Here is a 17,832-nt window from a genome sequence, read left to right as displayed (position 1 = left end):
CCGGGAAAGGCGGGGCGCACCGGACCCGGCCGCGCTCTAACGTCGCCTGCCCGCCGCCAGTACGACCGCGGTCGACAGTGCCAGGATCGCGACGAGCACCCCTTCCACGCCGGTACGGGCCTGCAGAAGCCCGCCGGTCAGCGCCCCCGTGGCGAGCGCCGCCACGGACACCCCGCGCCGTACGGTCGCCCGCCCCGGGCGGTCCGCCGCCATGCCCGTGAGGGTCCGTGTCATGACTGTGGTGGTCAGATCAGGCACCCCCAGGCGGTGCACGACGGCATTCTGCAGGCCCATGCCGCAGGCCAGGGGAACGAGCACCGCGTATCGCCCCCCACCCGCGATCTCAGCGACCAGCGCGACCGCCGTCAGGACCGTCTGCGTCGCGAGCAGCGGTACGAGGAACCTTCGCGCCTCCGCTTCCGCCTCCCGCCGCCACGCACCGCCCGCGACCGCCCCGGTCACGAAGCCCGTCAAGGCCACGGCGGCGGCGAGGGCCGACAGCTCGGCGGCTCCGGACAGCGCAAACCCGAGGAAGACCACGTTGCCGGTCATGTTGGCGACGAAGACCCGGCCGAGCCCCAGGAAGCTCGCCGCGTCGACCAGACCACTGAGGAACGTCAACGCGAGGAGCAGCGGAGCAAGTCGTGCGTAGGGGTGGCCTTCGGGGAACATCCACCGCGCTGCCGCCCCGCTCGTCCCACCCCCGACCGCCCGCAGCCACTTCACCCCCTCAGTGGAACAGACCCGAGGACGCCCCGCGAACGTCCCGCGGCCGATCGTGCGCACTCCCCCGCACACGATTCCGCCCGGCACGTGCGGCTCGGTCACGGGGGTGGCCCAGATGCCGAGGGTCCGGCCCGGCCCGGTCCGGTCCGGTCCGATCCGGTCCGTCAGTTCTCAGCGGGCCTGAGGAACTCGGTGCCGATGGACCGGGCCGTGTCCTCGACCGCTTCCCGGTTCTTGTCGGCGGCCGTGAACAGGGCCATGCCGAGGCTGCCCTTGTCGGCCCACAGGCACATCGCCCGCAGGGTTCCGGTGGCCGTTTCGGTGTACCGCAGGCAGCGCATCCAGCCCCCGTACGGACCGGGCCCGGCGCGCCAGCTGTCGTGGACGGTGCCGATCCCCGCCGTGTCGGGCAGGAGCCCTCTGCCGTCGTCCACGGACGACTCCCGCATCTCGTGGAAGTCCCCGGTCGTCACGGCCACCAGGTACTCGGCGGCGGCGTCCGGGGCCGCGTCCCCGGCGACGTACACCCGGGCCGTCGAACCGTCCTTGTCGCCGTCGGGTACGGAACCGAACGGGTCGAACTCCGCGCGGAGGTCGAAGCCTTGCAGGCCCCGGAAGGTGTCGTGGGCGACGATCTCGTAGCGGGGGTAGGCGAGGGAGGAGGCGTACGCCGTGCCGCCCACGATCAGCAGGAGCGCGAGTCCGGCTCCGGCGAACGCGTACTCACGTCGCGTGACGCGCGGTACGGGTGGCAGCTCGGCCGGCCCCGCCCCGTCGTCACCGGGGACGTCCTCGACGGTCGCCGCGACGATCCGCTCGGCAGCGCGCTCGCGGGCGGCCCGCAGCGCGCGGCGGAGACCGAGGAACGGGAGGCCCAGCAGCAGACCGACCCCGGTGGCCACGCCGTACGGGATCATCGGGAGGACGGTGACGCGTACGACGACCAGTGCGGCGACCACCACCCCGACGGCGAACCGGTACTCGAGTCCCCGGCGCAGCAGCAGCCGCGCCCAGGTGCGGCCTGGGGCCGCGAGGGCGGCGGTCGTCTCGGCGAGCACGGCGAGTCGCCGGTCGTGCGGAGCCGCCGCGGCCGCGAGCGCCGCCTGAGCGGCGGCGGCTTGGGGCGTGGGGGCTTCGGTGAAGGCGCGGGCGGTGTCGTACGACTGCACCCGGCGAACCGATACCGGGTTCTTGCTGGTGAGGGAGACGGAGCCCTTGGCCGCTTCGGCCCGCGACAGCTCCGGCGCGTTCGGCGCGAGTTCTCGCAGACGGGCGAGGAGTGCGGGGCCCCGGGCGTGTCGACCGGGGCGGTCCAGCGGGTCGGTGCGGGCGCAGAGTTCCGCGTACCCGGCGAGCAGGCCCGTGTCGTCCGGGAAGGCTTCCAGGCCTTCACGGAAGACCCGCTCGGCGGCGTCGTCGTGGTCGTCGTCGTCCTCGGCCATGTGGGCGCGGGCCAGCGCGAGCAGGAGCCCGGCGTCGGGCCCGCCGGTGTCCAGCGCGGTACGCGCGGTGGCCCGCGCCTGGGCCGGCCGGTCCACGGCGATCAGCGCGTCGACGCGTGCCCGCGCGTCGTGGCGCGTGTGGTCATCGGTTTCGTTCACGAGTCCCCGCCCCTGGTGCAGCAGGCCGGTCGAACGCGGCCGCGAGCGCCACTATCACTCGCACCGGAACTCTGGTCAACCGGAGATCAGCTTTCCTGACCTGCTCTTTTGCCGCAGAGCAGCATGCAATCGGACGCTCTTCGGTGACCTCGGGGCAGGAACGTCACCGCCGGGAAAGCCTTCCGCGACCTCAGGGCAGGAACGTCACCGCCGGGAAAGCCCTCCGCGACCTCAGGGCAGGAACGTCACCGCCGGGAAAGCCCGGGACGGGCCGTCGAGGAGGTGTCCGGGGCGGTGGCGGTGGCGCAGGTGCTCGTCGAAGAACGCGAGCGGATACGCCTGCTGGATCCTCACCGCCTGGTCCGGGTCGAGAGTGCCGATCACGTCCCGGAGCTGCTGCCCGCTCCATCCCAGCTCCTTCGCCACCTGCGGGAACAGCGCCTCGTTGTCGCCGTACGAGATGTGGACCGCGCCGTCGACGTGGATGTTCCGCCGCCAGCCCCGCAGCAGCGACCAGAACGCGGCGGCCTCGGGGTCCGTGGCCCGGGTGAACTCGGCGGACATCATCAGGAACGGCCGGTCCAGGTCGCCGGCCAGCGGCGGGTTCATCTGCATCGGCGCGTCGAGGCTCAGGCCGGCCCGGATGCGCCGGTCCGCGAGCATCGCGCAGGCCGTCGCCGTCCCGCCCTTCGACCAGCCGAACGCGCCCATGCGGCCCGGATCGAGGGAGCCCAGCAGCCCGGCGGGCAGTTCCTTGCGGTCGACGTCGGGATTGCGCCCGGCGGCGAGCCGCTCGGCACAGTCGAGGACGAAGCGCAGGTCGGCGGCGAAGTCGCCGGGCCGGGTGGGTGCCTGCGGGTCACGGAGCGGAGTGGTGATCCGACCGTCGGGAAACTCGGTGAACGTGTCGTACTGGTGAGCCACCGTCACCACCGCGTATCCGTGGCTGGCGAGCTCCTGGACCACGACGGTGTGATCGCCCTCGTGGCTGTGCGCGCCGTGCGAGAACACCACGACCGGCAGCCGGCGGCCCATACGCGCCACCGGAGCACCCAAGTGGCCGGCGGTGAGCGGCCCCAGGTCGGCGAGTTCGCTGAACCCGACGTCGGCGACGAAGGCCCGGAACGCGCCGTCCGGCATCCACGGCGCCACCGGGAACCGTCGGACGCCTCGGGCGGGGTACCAGACGGTGGCCATCAGCTCGCGGAAGTGGCCGGGGCCCGCGATGCCGTCCGGACGTGACCGGTCGACGAGGTGCAGCCGGACCGTGCCCACCGGGTACGGCCCTGTCGGCGCGGGCAGCGTGAAGCGCGCCGCGGCAGGGGCGTTCGCCGCAGGTGCCTTCGCGGCGGGGACGTTCCCGGCGGGGACGGCCCACGCGGGGGCGGCGAGGGCAGCGAGCGGCACCGCGGCCCCGACGGCCAGCCCCGCTCCCAGCGCGCGGCGGCGGGTCATGGCCGTCTGTCCGTCGAACGGCGTGGTGGTCATGGACATCTCCCGATGTGATGCGTCGTCAACTGCGCCCGAGCGAGACGCCCATGGGCACAGAGCAACGCTGTCACGTGGCTGATCGGGCGGCATCGGCCCACCGTTTGATCGCGGCGCCCTCGCATTGGTCCGCGGGTGTACACCCGCGGGCTGATGTGACGAACCGTTTCCGCCCTCGGCAAGCGCGGTGCGGCATACGATCCGACCATGATCGCCTCCGTCACGCTCCACGCCCCCGCGACGCCGACCGCAGCCGCTCTGACCCTTCGCCCCTGGTGCGCCGAGGACGTCACCGCGCTGGTCGAGGCGTACCAGGACCCCGAACTCCGGCGTTGGTCGGGCTCCCGCCTGGAGAGCGAGGACGACGGACAGCGGTGGGTGGGAGTGCAGGAACGGGGCTGGGCGACCGGCATCCGGTTCGCCTTCGCGGTGCTGGAGGAAACCCTCGACCCGGTGGCGCCACGGTTGGTGGGCAACGTCGTGCTCAAGAGAACCGACTCCGGGCGCCCTTCCGCCGAGGTCGGCTACTGGACGGCGGCACGGGCGCGCGGGCGAGGCGTGGCGCCGCGCGCCCTGGAGACGCTCACCGGCTGGGCCTTCGACACCTTCCGCGACGATGGGTGGGAAGGCCTAGAACTTCTCCATCAGGTGGACAACCCGGCCTCCTGCCGCGTCGCCGAGAAGAGCGGCTACGTGTTCGACAGGCTCCTGCCGTCGTCCCCGCCCGCGTACCCCCTCGATGGGCATCTGCACCTGCGGCGCGCGGCCGCCTGACCCCCTCTCGTCCCGGATCGACTGTCTGGGTGTTCTCGATCCGACCGGCGGCGCCGACGCAGGGGCCGATGAGCCCGCTACCAGGGCACTGTTCCCCCGTCGTCGAAGAATCCACCGGTCGGTCCGTCGTCGGGCAGGGTCGCGAGGCGGATCGCGATCGCCGCGCCCTGGTGGGCCGTGCGGACGCCCTGGAAGCCGTTGAGGTCGGTGGCGGTGAAGCCGGGGCAGCCGGAGTTGATCAGGATGTGGGTGTCGCTCAGTTCCTTGGCGTACTGGACGGTGACGGCGTTGAGGAAGGTCTTGGACGCCAAGTACGCAGCGGGAACCGGGCCCATGTCGATGCCGGGCGTGGTCTGCAGGCCGAGCGAGCCGACGCTGCTGGACATGTTCACGATCCGCGGTGCTGCCGAGCCGCGCAGCATGGGCAGCATCGCGTTGGTGACGCGGATGACCCCGATCACGTTGGTTTCCACCACGCTGCGTACGGTCGCGGGCTCGACCGTGGTGGGCGTCTGCGGCATGCCGCCGGTGATCGCGGCGTTGTTGATCAGGACGTCGAGCCCTCCGGCGCGGTCGGCGACCAGCTCGGCCGCGGCGGCCACACTCGTGTCGTCCGTCACGTCGAGCGGAACGCCGAACGCGTCCGTCCCCGCTGCCCGCAGCTTCTCCACCGCGATGTCGCGGCGCTGTTGATCCCGCGCGCCCACGCCGACGCGCCAGCCGAGGGACCCCAGGCCCGCCGCGATCTCGTATCCGATTCCCTTGTTCGCACCGGTCACCAGCGCGATCGTCTGTTCACTCATGTCGGCAAGCGTGGTGCCGACGCGGCCGACGCGTCCAAGACCGACTGGGTGGGGGGTGATACCGCACGGATATCGGCCGTGGTGAGCGCCGGATACGATGACGCGGTGGAGACGCGGGAGCTACGGTATTTCGTCGCCGTGGCGGAGGAGTTGCACTTCGGGCGGGCGGCGCAGCGGCTCGCCATGGCGCAGCCGCCGCTGTCGCGGGCAATCCAGCAGCTGGAGCGGCGGCTCGGAGTGGTTCTGCTGCACCGCACCGCACGCGCAGTCGCCTTGACGGAGGCCGGGGCGGTGCTTCTGCGGGAGGCCCGGACCGCCCTCGACGCGGTCGAGGCCGCCGAGCGCCGCACCCGCCGTGCCGCTGCCGGACCGCCCGGTGTGGTGCTGGCCACGAAAGCCGGAGCGTCCAGCGAACTGCTGTCGAAGCTGCTGGACGCCTACGCCGCCGAACCCGGCGCGGTCGCCGTCGAGGTGATGCTGTGCGGGCCCGGCGAGCAGGAAGGGCTACTGCGCTCCGGGCGTGCCGACGTCGCTCTGCTCCACCGGCCCTTCGACACGACGGCCGGACTCGACACCGAGGAGCTGAACACCGAGCAGCAGGTCGTGGTCCTGCCCTCGGGTCACCCCTTGGCCACCCGACCCCATGTGTCGATGGCCGAAGTCACCACCCTGACGGGCCTTCCCCTGCCCCGCTGGCCCCGACGGGACGGGGGCTATCCGGACGGACCCGGCCCGCAGGTGCGCGACCACACTCAGCTGTTCCAGCTGATCGCGCTCGGACGGGCCTGCGCGCTCGTGCCCGAGTCCCTCCGAGCCCACCTGCGCGACAGCCACGCGACGGTGCCGGTGCCGGACGCACCGGCCGTCACGACCGTCATCGCCTGGCCACCACACAGCAGATCCAAGGCCGTCGCCGACCTCGTCCGCACCGCGACGCGCCTCTAGGGGCTGTCCCGTAAAGATCCAACTCGCCGCTTCCAGTCTGGACCGCTGCCGGTGAACCTGAGGCAGCGCGCCGGCATGCAGCGCTAAGGGTTCGTCGGGATCACCGGTGCGGGCAGGTCTGGAGCACGACCGAGGGCGGAGGCGACCGGGGCGGCGTCAGCGGGTAGGTGCCGAGCGGCCCAGACAGCGGCCGACTGGAGGAAGTCGATCAGGCCTTTCTCTGCGTCGGCGAGCAGGCGACACTCGATCTCGCGGGCGCAGAGCCCGAGGTGTTCGATGGAGGCAGATCTACGGTCGTGGTCGGGGCTGCGGCTGTTGTGATCATCGGGGATGCAGCGGACGATCCGGCAGCAGGCGGCGTGTGGAACGACCAGGAGTTCCGTCTACGAGGTCCGTGACCGGCCTGGACACCGACGGGCACCGCTGGCAGGCATGGCTTCACCTGGACAACGCCGCTGCTCTCCTCGTCGAGGAACCCGAGGACGTGGACGACGTGAGCCTGTGGATGGCCACCCCGGAGTTCGAAGAGGCCATCGGACACAAGCGCGCAGAGCTCGATGCGGACGTACCGGCCGACGCCGAAGGCGCTCTCAGACGGGCGTCAGCAGCTGGTGTCCCAACCGCGGCGCAGCAGCCTCGGATCGAGGAACTGCTGCGCACACAGGAGACCTTCGTGGAGGAGCTGTTCGACGCGCTGCTGAACGAGCTGGGGTTCCCTGAAGCTCTTCACTCCACACCGCAGCCATAAGAAACGACGTCTCATGCGGGACAGCCTCTTTTGGGAGTCAGTTGCCCGGGTTGTCGACGAACCCCACGACATCGAAATACTGGACGGTGGGCGCCGCACCGTAAATTCCCGACACCTTTGCGACCAGCTCTTCCGTGAAGAACGAGCGGCCCTTCCCCTCGTCGTCCCACACGTAGAAGTTCCTTGCCGTGCCGTCTTCGCCGAGCATGAAGCTCTTCAAGCGCAGTCCGGCCATGCCTTCGAACGGTGTACGGAGTTCGCCGGCAATCCTCTCAAGCGTTGAACGATCAAACTTTTCGGACTTCGCGAAGGTCACGAGCACGCCGATCATCAGGCCTCCTGTCGATGGGGTGAGCAATTCGATCGAGTGACGCTAGCGGCGGAGCCTAGTACACGTTTCCGGGAATTCCGGCCATTGGGCCACGCGTCGGAGGCGTGCCTCGGAGGAGGCGATGCGGGCCAGAAGTGCGTCAGCATTTCCATCAATGTTCTTCGGAGCGGTGCGGGAGACGCTTCCCCTCGACCCGCCGCTCGGGACCTTCCGCATGGTGTGGGACGCGCTGTCTGATTCGGTCTGGGGCGGGCTCCACGAACTGAAGTCCCCCCGCGTGGTCATCGTCTGGCCCGATGCCGGGCCCGTCGCGGGCGCCGAGGGGGATTTCCGGATCGCGCTGGATAACCTTCGCGGCGTGGCCGAGTCCCTCGCCGAAGTCCGATACACCAGCGGCAGGCCGACCCAGGTCTCCGTCTACGTGGCCCCTGCCCCCGCCGGTGGAGCGACAGGACCGACGGCGGACTGAGCGGCCGCCTCGCACGCCACCATCCATGTGTCACCGCGGGGCTTGCCCGGCGGGAGAGCAGAGCCTGCGGTCTGCGGGAAAAGTGCAGGTGAGCGGACGGCCGCGCGCTGCTAGGGTCGGGCTCCATGAGCTGGCTTCCCGACGACTTCGTCCATCCCGTCCTGGTGCCGCTGCCGGGCGGTGGTCATCACCTGCGGCCGATCCGGGAGGCGGACGCCCCGCTCGACTATCCGGCTGTGATGGGTTCGCGCGAGCGGCTGTGGACCCTTTTCGGCCCGGCCTGGGGCTGGCCCGCGGAGACCATGACCTACGAGGCCGACCGGGCCGACCTGTTGCGGCACGAGAAGGAGATCGCCGCGCACCAGTCCTTCAACTACGCGCTGTTCGACGCGGCGGAGACCGTTCTGCTCGGCTGTGTCTACATCGACCCGCCGGAGAGGGCCGGCGCGGACGGCGAGATCGCCTGGTGGGTCGTGGACGACCTGGTGGGCAGCAAGGTCGAGCAGGCCCTGGACGAGCTGGTGCCGCAGTGGATCGCCGCCGACTGGCCGTTCGAGCAGCCGCGCTTCCTCGGCCGTGAGATCTCCTGGTCGGACTGGCTCGCCCTGCCGCGGCATCCCGACGCGTAAGTGGTTGTCGAGAGGCAGCAGGTGCACGAGTGCGGCTGATGGATCAGACTTACAGGTAGGGGACTTCACGACTGGGGCGTGACGTGTCCGCCCCCAGAGGAGGCTTCCCATGCCTCTCGTAGTTCAGATCATCCTGTGTCTCGCCGTCCTGGTGCTGGTATCAGGAGTCGTCTACGCGCTGCTGGTGTTTCCCCGCAACGCCTCCCGAGCACCGTTCGCCTCGCGGGAGCGGATCCGGACGCTGGCGGGCCTCCTGGCCGTCCTGGTCAGCGACTCCGCGATCGTCCTGGTCACGATCTGGGGTGTGGACACACTCGGTGGACTCAAGGCACCCGAAGCCATCGCGCTCGTCACCGCTGCCTTCGGTGCCGTGAGCACCATGACCACCGCGTACCTCGGCATCAAGGCGGTGTCCAACACCGCCCAGCTGCTCAACCAAGGCGGTGGCGGAGGTGGTGGAGGCGGCGGTGGTGGTGGCCCGGGTCCCGGTGGACCCACCGCCGGCGCGACCCCTGAGGGCGGGGAAGGATTGCATGACTGGGTTCTGGCCGAGGACGACGAGGGGGCGGCGCCCGGTAAGCAGGCACCGCACACTCAACGAGCCACTCAGCAGCCGGAGCAGCGGGCGAAAGCAGCAGGTGAGAGGGGCTTGGAGTGGTGACTTCGCCCGCCACGGGCGCTGCCTCTCGCCCCCGTCCGCGCTGACGGCGCCAGGCTGTCGGTCGCGGAGGGTTTCTCCACCCGGACCTCCACCCGTGGGTGCAGGTGTCGGGAGGGACGTTTCCAGATGCTTGAGCCATGACCTTCACTGACTGGCTCGTCGACATCGCACTCGTCCTCATCGTCTTCCGGCAGCTGCGGGAAGGGCGACTGGGGCCCAAGTCCTATCTGATCCCGCTGGGGATCGTGGCGTTCTTCGCCTCCCAGTACCTCGACGGCATACCTACGGAGGGCAACGATCTCTGGCTCGTCGGCGTGACGGCGGGCGTGGGCGCGGCGCTCGGAGTGGCCGGTGGCGTGTTCACACGGATCCGCGTGCTGAACGGCGATCTGATGATCAAGGCCGGGGCGGTCTCGGCGGTCCTGTGGGTGCTCGGCATGGGCTCCCGGCTGGCCTTCCAGCTGTGGGTCGACCACGGCGGCGCCGCCACCGTCGGCCGGTTCAGCGTCGACCATCGGATCACCGGCGAGCAGGCGTGGGTCACGGCTCTCCTGCTGATGGCCGTCGCCGAGGTCGTCGCCCGTCTGGCCACGATCTACGTGCGCGGTCAGAGGGTGGCGCGGGCGACGCGGCTCGGGGCTCCGAGTGAGCCTCTCGCCGTTCGCGTGAGGTGATCATGCCGTATCGTCACAGCATGCCACTGAGGAACCGGGGGATTCCCGAGCTGGCCGACGGAACCGGTCCTGGGGCCACGGAGCGTGTACGGCTCGCTCAGTGGGCGTGGGCCGTGGTCTTCTTCGTCGCCGAGGTGCTCACGCTGCGGCCCCTGGGCCTCAGTGGCCGTGGTCTCGCCGTCACCTTGCTCTTCGTGGTCAACTTCGGGATCTTCGCGCTACGGCTCGTCCCCAGGAGCCTCCTTCCCGAGCGCCGGCTCCTGCCGGTGATGGTGGTCGGCGTCGGGGCGGCGGCGGCTCTGCCGGCGGTCGCGGACACGGGGACGGCGTCGCTCTTCGCCTTCTTCCTCGCCGCCTTCATCGGCTACCGGCTGAGCGCCCGGCCGGCCACGGTACTCGCGGTGGCGTTGAGTCTGCTGTGCGGTGCCGCTCTGGTGTTCCGCGCCGAGCCGGGGCAGGAGGGGGTGCTGCTCATGGCCGGGCTGTCGACCGGCGCGCTCGTCCTGGCGGGGATGTCGGGGCGGAGCCGCACCCAGGCCGTCGAGGCCGCGATCGCCGCCGCCGAGTCAGCCGAGCGGGCCGCGCGCGCCGAGGCCCGGACGCTGGTCCTCACGGAGCGGAGCCGGGTGGCGCGGGACGTGCACGACGTGCTCGCGCACTCCCTGGCGGGCATCAACATGCAGCTCGAACTGGCGGACGCGCTGATCGAGGTCGGTGAACCCGAGAAGGCGCGGGAAGCGACCGCGCGGGCGCAGAGCCTGGTGAAGGAAAGCCTGAAGCAGGCGCAGTGGACGGTCCGCGCGCTGCGCGAGGAGGCGCTGCCCCTCCTGGAGAGCCTCACCGCCATGCTCGAGTCCTCCGGGCATCACGCGGCGCTCACGGTCACGGGAACGGTTCGTGAGCTGCCGACCCGTACCGCGCACGACCTTCTGCGGATCGCCCAGGAGGCCCTGACCAACGCCACGCGCCACGCGCCCGGGGGCAGGGTGCGGGTGACCATGTCGTACGACGAGAGGACGACCACCTTGAGCATCCTCAACGGGCCGGGAACGATGCCGGCGTCCGCTGCGGACACGGGGAGCGGGATGGGGCTGATCGGGATCCGCGAGCGCGTCGCCCTCATGGGCGGAACGGTGACGACGGGTCTCGTGCCGTCCGGCCCCGAGCGAGGGAACTGGAAGGTCGAAGTGGTGGTTCCGGCATGACCGAGTCAGCCGCGGACACTCCCCCGGTCACCATCAACGTGGTCGTCGCCGACGACCAGGCAGCCGTCCGCGAGCCCCTGGCGATGGTCCTGGCGCTCGCCGCGGACATCAGCGTCGTCGCGACCGCTGCCAACGGCCGCGAAGTCCTGGAGGCGGTCGCCGACCGGCCGGTCGACGTCGTGCTGATGGACCTGAGAATGCCCGAGATGGACGGGACGGAGGCGACGCGTCGGCTGGGCGAGGACCACCCGGACGTGGCCGTGGTGGTCCTCACGACGTTCGCCGACGAAGACTCGATCATGGCCGCCATGGCCGCGGGCGCCCGCGGATACCTGACGAAGAACGCCGGCCGAGAGGACATCGCCCGCGCGATCCGCGCCGCCGCGGCCGGGCAGTCGGTACTCGATCAGGAGGTGCGCGACCGTCTCCTGGCCGCCGTGACCGGTGCGCCACGCGCCGCGCCGGCGCGGCCCCTGCCCGAGGACCTGACGCCGCGTGAGCGCGAGGTGCTGGCTCTGATCGGGCAGGGACTCCCGAACCGGGCGATCGCCGAACGGCTCTTCGTCAGCGAGGCCACGGTCAAGACCCACATCAACAACCTGTTCGCCAAGGCCCACATCCGGGACCGTGCCGAAGCAGTCCGCCGGGCGATCGCCGCCGGTCTGACGTGAGGACGGAGCCCCGCGCGGCCCCGGGGACACCGACCGGCCACCGGCTGTCGGTGTCCCCGCACCCGTTCCGTACTAGGGACGGATCCCGTCGCAGGCGATCCGCAGGTGGCGCGGGCCTCGCAGTACGGCGTTCTGGCGGTACGGGGGCGGGTCGTCCAGCAGGCGGGGGTTCTCCAGTCTCCGGGCCAGCTCGGACAGGGCCAGTTGGGCCTCCAGGCGGGCGAGCGGTGCGCCGAAGCAGCTGTGGACGCCGCTGCCCAGGCCGAGGTGCTGGATGTCGGGGCGGTCCGGGTCGAAGCGGTCCGGGTTCTCGAAGCGCTGGGGGTCGCGGTTGCCCGACGCCAGGATCAGCCAGAGGGTGGAGCCCTTGGGGATGGTGACGCCGCGGACCTCGACGTCGGCGAGCGTGGTGCGCCCGGGCAGCAGCTGCACCGGCGGCTCGAAGCGGAGCAGTTCCTCGACGATGGGCACGGCCAGGCGGGGTTCGGCCCGCAGGCGCTGGAGGACGTCGGGATTGCGCAGCAGGGTCAGCATGCCGTTGGTGATGAGGTTGACGGTCGTCTCGTGTCCCGCGATCAGGAGCAGGGCCGCCGTGCTGAGCAGTTCCATGGTGGTCATGGGACCGTCCTCGCCCTTGGCCGTCGCCAGCTGGGAGAGCATGTCGTCGCCGGGGTTCTTCCGGCGCTCCTCGATCAGGCCGGCCAGGTACATGCCCAGCTCCATCCGCGCCTCGTGCGCGCCCTTGCCGCGCTCGGCGGGATCGGCGTCCGGATCCGGGTCCAGGCTGGCGGCGAGCGTGTCGGCCCAGGTGTGGAAGCGTGCCTCGTCCTCACGCGGCACACCGAGCAGCCGGCAGATCACCGTCACGGGGAACGGGTAGGAGACCTCCTCCACCAGGTCGATGCCGCCCGGGTCGGCGATGCCGTCGATCAGGCCGGTGACGATGTCCCGGAGTTCCGGGCGCATGGCGTCGACCCGGCGCGGCGAGTGCGGCGGGCCGAAGTGCCGGTTCGTCATGCGGCGCAGCCGGTCGTGTTCCGGCGGGTCGAGCCGGAGGAAGCTCGGCGGCAGGGCGCTCTCCTCGGAGGAGGACTCCGCCAGCGGATCGGCACCCCCGGCCGTCTGGTTGCGGGGGTCGGAGCTGATCCGGGGATCGTGCAGGAGGCTGCGGATCTCGTAGTACGTGCTGATCACGTACGGCCCGTCGGTGTCGTGGTGGACGGGTGACTTCCGCAGCTCCTCGTAGATCGGGTACGGGTCGGCCCGGTTGGCGTAGTCCAGGATCTGGTGCAGCAGGGTGTGCGTCATGGCAGGTCCTCGTGGCCGTGCGGGTCAGTGCGCGGGGGTGAACGTCATCCGGCGGTCGGCCGGCGAGTATCCGCTGAGGGTCACGGTGGGGCCGTGGCTCGGGACGGAGGGGTCGGGGAAGTCCGCGTCCAGCGGACGCTGTCCGTCCGCGTGCCGGTCGACCGTGGGGAACGACGGCGGGAACGGCGCGGTGCGCTCGATGAGTTCCTGGTAGAACGGCAGCCACCGGCCGTGGTCGAAGGACACGGCTCCGATGACGCGCCCCTGGTATCCGTAGACGCCGACGAACCGGCGGCTGTCCAGCGAGCCCTGCGCGATCACGATCTCCGTCCCCAGCGAGGGCACCCCGACCGACTTGATGTTGACGCCGAACTGGGAGGACCAGAAGGCCGGCACGTCCATGTGCGGCAGTCGGTCGATGCTCTCGCTGAGCATGTTGTGCGCCGCGATCCCCGCCTGGGCGACGGCGTTGCCCCAGTGCTCCAGTGACAGGAACTGGTACCCGAAAAGGGGATGGGGGCAGCGGGCGACGTCGCCCGCCGCGTAGATGTCGTCGGTGACGATCCCGCGGATGTCGAAGGCCCGGCAGCCGGCGTCGCAGGCGATGCCGCGGGGCCCGGCGCCGAGCCCGGAGCCGTACAGCCATTCGGTGTTGCGGAGGGCGCCGAGCGAGACGACCACCACGTCGGTCTCCACGGTGGAGCCGTCCGAGAGGTGCGCGGCGCGCACGCGGCCCGAGGCGTCGCCCTCCAGGGCGGTCACCATGACGCCGCACCGCAGGTCCACCCCGTGCTCGCGGTGGAGGCCGGCTGCCACCGCGGCGACCACCCCGCCGAGAGCGCCGACGAGGGGTGCGGCGCCGCGTTCGGCGACGGTGACGGGGAGGCCGCGTTCGCGGCAGGCGGAGGCGACCTCCGAGCCGGCGAACCCTCCCCCGATGACGAGGACGCGGCGGGGTCCCTCGTCGAGTCGCCGGGCGAGCGCGGCGCCGTCGGCGCGGGTCCGCAGCACGAAGACGCCGTCGAGTTCCGCCTGCTCCTCGTGCGGCCAGGGGCGCGCCCTGACACCGGTGGCGATCAGCAGCCGGTCGTACGGCACTTCGTCGCCGTCGGCCAGCCGCACCGTCCTCGTGGCCATGTCCAGGCCGGTGGCGGGGACGCCGAGCCGCCAGGTCGCGTCGACGGATCGGAGCCGGGGCAGGGCGGTGCGGTCGGCGCTCGCCCTGCCCAGCAGCACCCCCTTGGACAGCGGGGGCCGGTCGTACGGTGCGCAGGGCTCGTCGCCGATCATGGTCAGCGTCCCGGCGAAGCCCTTGGCGCGCAGGGTCTCGGCGGCCCGCAGGCCGGCCAGCGAGGCGCCGACGACGACGATCCGGCCTTCGCGTTTGAGCTGCTCCAAGGCTCCGTCACCGAGCACCGGGCACCGCCTCGGCCGGCTCGTCCACGGCGTCGACGAGGATGGCCTGCACGGGGCAGGCCGCGGCGGCCTGGGCCAGCTTCTCGCGCAGTGCCTCGTCGGCGTCGGGGTCGTACAGCAGCGCCTCGTCGCCGTGCATGGTGAAGATCTCGGGAGCGAGGAAGGCGCACTGGGCGTACCCCTGGCAGCGGTTCAGGTCGACGGCGATGGACACCACGGGATCGGTCCTCTCCACGGGCCGGTTCGGGCCCCCCGCGCCCACTCTCGTGGTCCGGGAGGGCCACAGCGACGGGGAGCGGACCGATCGGGTGAGCGGGGCGGTTCCGGCGGGGTGAGCGGGACGGCCCGGTCAGTACGGGGCGGCGGGGCCACGGGGTGAGCGGGGCGCCCCGGTCAGGCCGGTGCTGTGGGTCTGGACGCGGAGGTGTTCCGGCCCCACAGGATGTTCGTACTGAGCACCAGCACCCAGGCCGGGAAGACCAGCTCCGACCAGGGCACGCTCGCTCCCACCACGAGCAGCGTCAGGCCCGCGAGGTAGCCGACGACGGCGAGCGGGCGGGGGAGGACGCCGAGCCGGTGGCCGATGGTCGAGGTCGTGATGACGAACACCGCGGCCATGCGCATGGCGTAGGTGGTCAGCAGGGCGTACGCGACGTCGCGGCCGAAGGGAGAGCCCTGCCCGCCCTCGTCGAGCACGCTCCAGGCCGCCGCGGCGGCGGCGAACAGCGTGGCGACGAAGACCAGACCGCTGCCCAGGAACACGGTGGAGACGAACCTCTCCTCGCGCTCGCCTCCCTGTTCGCGCAGGGCGCCCATGAACCAGAGGAACGCGATCCCGGCGAACGGGATCAGTTCCAGCGCCGTCCGTACGGCACTCCGCTGCCCTGGTTCCAGGGCGGAGTCGTCCCCGTCGACGCCGCCGGGCAGGGCGACGCGCACCAGGACGATCGCCGTGGCCGTCAGCACCGCGAACACCACTCCGGCCACTCCCGCGGCCCAGGGCGTCGCGAGGCGCTTGTGTTTCCTCTTCATGCTCTCCCGCTTCCCGCCGGCACCCCCTCCGTCCAGACATGCGTGGTCGCGGGACGCGCGCCACTCAGGTCACCCGGCCGGGAGAGCCGGGTGCGCCATCCAGGGCATGGCGGGGACGGGCGTGCCGTCCCCGACGTCGTCGAGGACCGGCCGCGGTGACGGGTGTACGCCGACGGGGGCGACGCCGCGGGCGGCGCCCCCGTCGGTCGTCCGGCGTCAGCCCGGACCGCTCGCCGGGCCCGCGGTCGCGCGCTCGCGGCGGTCGGCGGCCGTGGCGGCCCGGACCGCCTCGGCGTCGGCGCCGCCGTGCCGTTCGGCCCACGCTTCCAGCGCGGCACGGCAGGCGTGGTCGAGGTGGTGGACGCCGGTGAGGTCCAGGACCACCCGGCGGTCGCCCGGCAGGGCTTCCAGACTGTCGAGTATCTGGGGCAGCCGGAGGAAGGTGACCGTGCCGTGGAGCCGTACGCGGACCACGCCGCGGCCGTCGTCGCTCTGCTCGATCCGCAGCTGCGAGGCCTCCCACGCGGCCTTCCCGACGGACAGGACCAGACCGATCAGGACGCCTTCGAACATGCCGACCGCGACGATCGCCGCCGCCGTCGCCACGAGGACGAGGGCTTCGCCCCGGTGGCGTCGCCACAGCGTCAGGACGCCCTTGAACGGGATGAGCTTCCAGCCGGCGTGCACGAGGATCCCGGCGAGCGCGGCCAGCGGGATGTACGCGAGGACGGCGGGCAGCAGGGCGACGAAGAGCAGCAGCCAGACGCCGTGCAGGACGCGGGACGCCTTCGTCCGGGCGCCGGCCTCCACGTTGGCCGAGCTCCGCACGATGACGGCGGTGAGCGGCAGGGCACCGAGCAGACCGCACAGCGTGTTGCCCGCGCCCTGTGCGACGAGCTCCTTGTCGTAGTCCGTGCGCGGTCCCGAGTGGAGCCGGTCGACCGCCGCCGCGCTGAAGAGCGATTCGGCGGAGGCGATCAGGGCGAAGGCGAGGACGGTGCCGAGGAGGGCCGGGTCGCCGAGGGAGGAGAGGGCCTCGGGACCCGGCGGCTGGACGGCCTCCAGTACGCCGCTGACCCGCACGGTCGCCACCGGAAGGTCGAGGACGGCGGTCGCGAGGGCGGCCAGCAGGACCGCCACCAGGGCGCCGGGCACCGCCCGGGCCCGGCCCGGGACCCGTCGCCAGCCGACGATGAGGAGGACCGTGCCGGCGGCGACGGCGAGCGACACGAGGGCGGTGCGACTGCCCGCTGCCTCCACCAGGGCGCCCGGCAGGCCGGTGAGCTTGTCGAGACCGGAGTCGGGGGCGGGCGTGCCCGCCGCGGCGTAGAGCTGCCCGGCGATGATCACCAGGCCGATGCCCGCGAGCATGCCCTCGACGACGGAGAGGGAGATGGCGCGGAACCAGCGGCCCCACCGGAGCAGGCCCATGGCGATCTGCAGCAGGCCGGCCATCAGCACGATGACGCCGAGCGCGGCGAGGCCGAAGGCGCGTACCGCTTCGAGGACGAGGACGGTGAGGCCGGCGGCCGGACCGGACACCTGGAGGCTGCTGCCCCGCATCAGGCCGGTGACGAGGCCACCGACGATGCCGGTGATGAGACCCAGCTCGGCGGGGACGCCCGAGGCGACGGCGACGCCGATGCAGAGCGGCAGGGCGACGAGGAAGACGACGAGCGAGGCGGTGAAGTCCTGCCGCAACGAGGGAAGGGAGCGAGGCATCCGGACGTTCCTCATCACAGTGCCTCGAAGGAGTCGGCCTCGGAGCGGTACGCCCGCACGGCACCGGTGTGCACCTCGTAGTACCAGCCGTGCAGCCGGATCCGGTCGTCCGCCAGTCGGCGGTCCACGCACGGGTAGGAGCGCAGGCGGAGCAGTTGGGCGAGGACGTGGCCGTGGACGGCCTCGGCGACGGCCGGGTCGTCGGCGCGGCCCGGTGCGCCGTCGGGCGCGGCGTGGGCGAGCCAGTCCCGGACGGCGGGGACGGCGCTCAGGTCGTCGCCGCGGACGAGGGAGCCCACCGCGCCGCAGTGGGAGTGGCCGCAGACGACGACGTCCTCGACCCCGAGGACCTCGACGGCGTACTCGACGGTGGCGGCCTCCCCGCTGGGGTTGCCCGTGGCGTACGGCGGCACGATGCCGCCCGCCGTGCGCAGTTCGAAGAGCTGACCGGGCCGGGAGCCGGTGATGAGGGCGGGTACGACCCGGGAGTCGGAGCAGGTGATGAACAGGACGTCCGGGGACTGGCCGGCGGCGAGCGCGGCGAACTCCTCGGGGCGCCGTCCGAATCGGCGGGCGTGGTCGATGAGGGTCTGCATGAAGGGTTCCTCCTGGCGCGCAGTGGGGCGCGT

At 72.0% G+C, this 17,832-nt stretch carries 20 protein-coding genes; 9 read left to right on the top strand and 11 right to left on the bottom strand.

The annotated features are described in order from the left end of the window. Positions 1 to 36 precede the first annotated feature (36 nt). From ABTY59_RS15970 to ABTY59_RS15960, 3 genes are all read right to left on the bottom strand, one after another. A complete protein-coding gene (locus ABTY59_RS15970) occupies positions 37 to 672 on the bottom strand; it encodes a YoaK family protein (RefSeq protein WP_352019529.1) in 636 nt (211 codons plus the stop codon). A 218-nt stretch (positions 673 to 890) separates the two neighbouring features. Next, complete coding sequence (locus ABTY59_RS15965; protein ID WP_352019528.1) at positions 891 to 2,327, bottom strand: hypothetical protein; 1,437 nt, start codon at positions 2,325 to 2,327, stop codon at positions 891 to 893. Between the two features lie 231 nt (positions 2,328 to 2,558). Beyond that, the gene (locus ABTY59_RS15960; protein WP_352019527.1) at positions 2,559 to 3,815 is read right to left on the bottom strand and encodes an alpha/beta hydrolase family protein; all 1,257 of its coding nucleotides are present in this window, start codon (positions 3,813 to 3,815) and stop codon (positions 2,559 to 2,561) included. A gap of 207 nt (positions 3,816 to 4,022) precedes the next feature. On the opposite strand from ABTY59_RS15960, the gene ABTY59_RS15955 reads away from it, so the two are divergent. Continuing rightward, entirely contained in the window at positions 4,023 to 4,589 is a 567-nt protein-coding gene (locus tag ABTY59_RS15955; protein ID WP_352019526.1) for a GNAT family N-acetyltransferase, read from the top strand. Between the two features lie 77 nt (positions 4,590 to 4,666). Here ABTY59_RS15955 and ABTY59_RS15950 read toward each other — a convergent pair whose 3' ends face one another. Beyond that, positions 4,667 to 5,392, bottom strand: coding sequence for an SDR family NAD(P)-dependent oxidoreductase (locus ABTY59_RS15950; RefSeq protein ID WP_352019525.1), 726 nt, complete (start codon positions 5,390 to 5,392; stop codon positions 4,667 to 4,669). A gap of 105 nt (positions 5,393 to 5,497) precedes the next feature. On the opposite strand from ABTY59_RS15950, the gene ABTY59_RS15945 reads away from it, so the two are divergent. Together ABTY59_RS15945 and ABTY59_RS15940 are read left to right on the top strand one after the other, a co-directional pair. Then, positions 5,498 to 6,337: a LysR family transcriptional regulator gene (locus ABTY59_RS15945; RefSeq protein WP_352019524.1), complete on the top strand. Its 840-nt coding sequence runs from the start codon at positions 5,498 to 5,500 to the stop codon at positions 6,335 to 6,337. A gap of 394 nt (positions 6,338 to 6,731) precedes the next feature. Then, on the top strand, positions 6,732 to 7,085 hold the full coding sequence (locus ABTY59_RS15940) for a hypothetical protein (protein ID WP_352019523.1): 354 nt from the start codon (positions 6,732 to 6,734) through the stop codon (positions 7,083 to 7,085). Between the two features lie 37 nt (positions 7,086 to 7,122). On the opposite strand, the gene ABTY59_RS15935 is transcribed toward ABTY59_RS15940, so the two are convergent. Continuing rightward, positions 7,123 to 7,416, bottom strand: coding sequence for a hypothetical protein (locus ABTY59_RS15935; protein WP_352019522.1), 294 nt, complete (start codon positions 7,414 to 7,416; stop codon positions 7,123 to 7,125). Between the two features lie 154 nt (positions 7,417 to 7,570). Between ABTY59_RS15935 and ABTY59_RS15930 the strand changes: the two genes are divergently transcribed. The 6 genes from ABTY59_RS15930 (at position 7,571) to ABTY59_RS15905 (ending at position 11,725) form a co-directional block, all read left to right on the top strand. Beyond that, positions 7,571 to 7,885, top strand: coding sequence for a hypothetical protein (locus tag ABTY59_RS15930; RefSeq protein WP_352019521.1), 315 nt, complete (start codon positions 7,571 to 7,573; stop codon positions 7,883 to 7,885). Positions 7,886 to 8,010: 125 nt separating this feature from the next. Beyond that, a complete protein-coding gene (locus tag ABTY59_RS15925) occupies positions 8,011 to 8,514 on the top strand; it encodes a GNAT family N-acetyltransferase (RefSeq protein WP_352019520.1) in 504 nt (167 codons plus the stop codon). 109 nt (positions 8,515 to 8,623) lie between these two features. Next, on the top strand, positions 8,624 to 9,175 hold the full coding sequence (locus tag ABTY59_RS15920) for a hypothetical protein (RefSeq protein ID WP_352019519.1): 552 nt from the start codon (positions 8,624 to 8,626) through the stop codon (positions 9,173 to 9,175). A 137-nt stretch (positions 9,176 to 9,312) separates the two neighbouring features. After that, a complete protein-coding gene (locus tag ABTY59_RS15915; protein WP_352019518.1) occupies positions 9,313 to 9,849 on the top strand; it encodes a hypothetical protein in 537 nt (178 codons plus the stop codon). A gap of 20 nt (positions 9,850 to 9,869) precedes the next feature. Beyond that, positions 9,870 to 11,054: a sensor histidine kinase gene (locus ABTY59_RS15910; RefSeq protein WP_352019517.1), complete on the top strand. Its 1,185-nt coding sequence runs from the start codon at positions 9,870 to 9,872 to the stop codon at positions 11,052 to 11,054. After that, a complete protein-coding gene (locus ABTY59_RS15905) occupies positions 11,051 to 11,725 on the top strand; it encodes a response regulator (protein ID WP_352019516.1) in 675 nt (224 codons plus the stop codon). The genes ABTY59_RS15910 and ABTY59_RS15905 overlap by 4 nt, the downstream gene beginning before the upstream one ends. A 72-nt stretch (positions 11,726 to 11,797) precedes the next feature. Here the strand turns inward: ABTY59_RS15905 and ABTY59_RS15900 are convergent, their stop codons facing one another. From ABTY59_RS15900 to ABTY59_RS15875, 6 genes are all read right to left on the bottom strand, one after another. Then, the gene (locus ABTY59_RS15900) at positions 11,798 to 13,033 is read right to left on the bottom strand and encodes a cytochrome P450 (protein WP_352019515.1); all 1,236 of its coding nucleotides are present in this window, start codon (positions 13,031 to 13,033) and stop codon (positions 11,798 to 11,800) included. Positions 13,034 to 13,057: 24 nt separating this feature from the next. Further along, complete coding sequence (locus ABTY59_RS15895; protein ID WP_403534609.1) at positions 13,058 to 14,431, bottom strand: NAD(P)/FAD-dependent oxidoreductase; 1,374 nt, start codon at positions 14,429 to 14,431, stop codon at positions 13,058 to 13,060. A 7-nt stretch (positions 14,432 to 14,438) separates the two neighbouring features. Next, entirely contained in the window at positions 14,439 to 14,663 is a 225-nt protein-coding gene (locus ABTY59_RS15890) for a ferredoxin (protein ID WP_352019607.1), read from the bottom strand. A 179-nt stretch (positions 14,664 to 14,842) separates the two neighbouring features. Beyond that, positions 14,843 to 15,481 carry a hypothetical protein gene (locus ABTY59_RS15885; RefSeq protein WP_352019513.1) on the bottom strand — a complete coding sequence of 213 codons (639 nt, stop codon included), beginning with the start codon at positions 15,479 to 15,481 and terminating at the stop codon, positions 14,843 to 14,845. 216 nt (positions 15,482 to 15,697) lie between these two features. Further along, entirely contained in the window at positions 15,698 to 17,203 is a 1,506-nt protein-coding gene (locus tag ABTY59_RS15880) for a SulP family inorganic anion transporter (protein ID WP_352019512.1), read from the bottom strand. A 14-nt stretch (positions 17,204 to 17,217) separates the two neighbouring features. Further along, a complete protein-coding gene (locus tag ABTY59_RS15875) occupies positions 17,218 to 17,799 on the bottom strand; it encodes a carbonic anhydrase (RefSeq protein WP_352019511.1) in 582 nt (193 codons plus the stop codon). Positions 17,800 to 17,832 lie beyond the last annotated feature (33 nt).

Origin of the sequence: Streptomyces sp. NPDC096079 (assembly GCF_040303145.1) — a bacterium.
Lineage (GTDB): Bacteria > Actinomycetota > Actinomycetes > Streptomycetales > Streptomycetaceae > Streptomyces.
The sequence above is the reverse complement of the archived record's forward strand: the minus strand, read 5'-3'. Positions and strand labels throughout refer to the sequence as shown.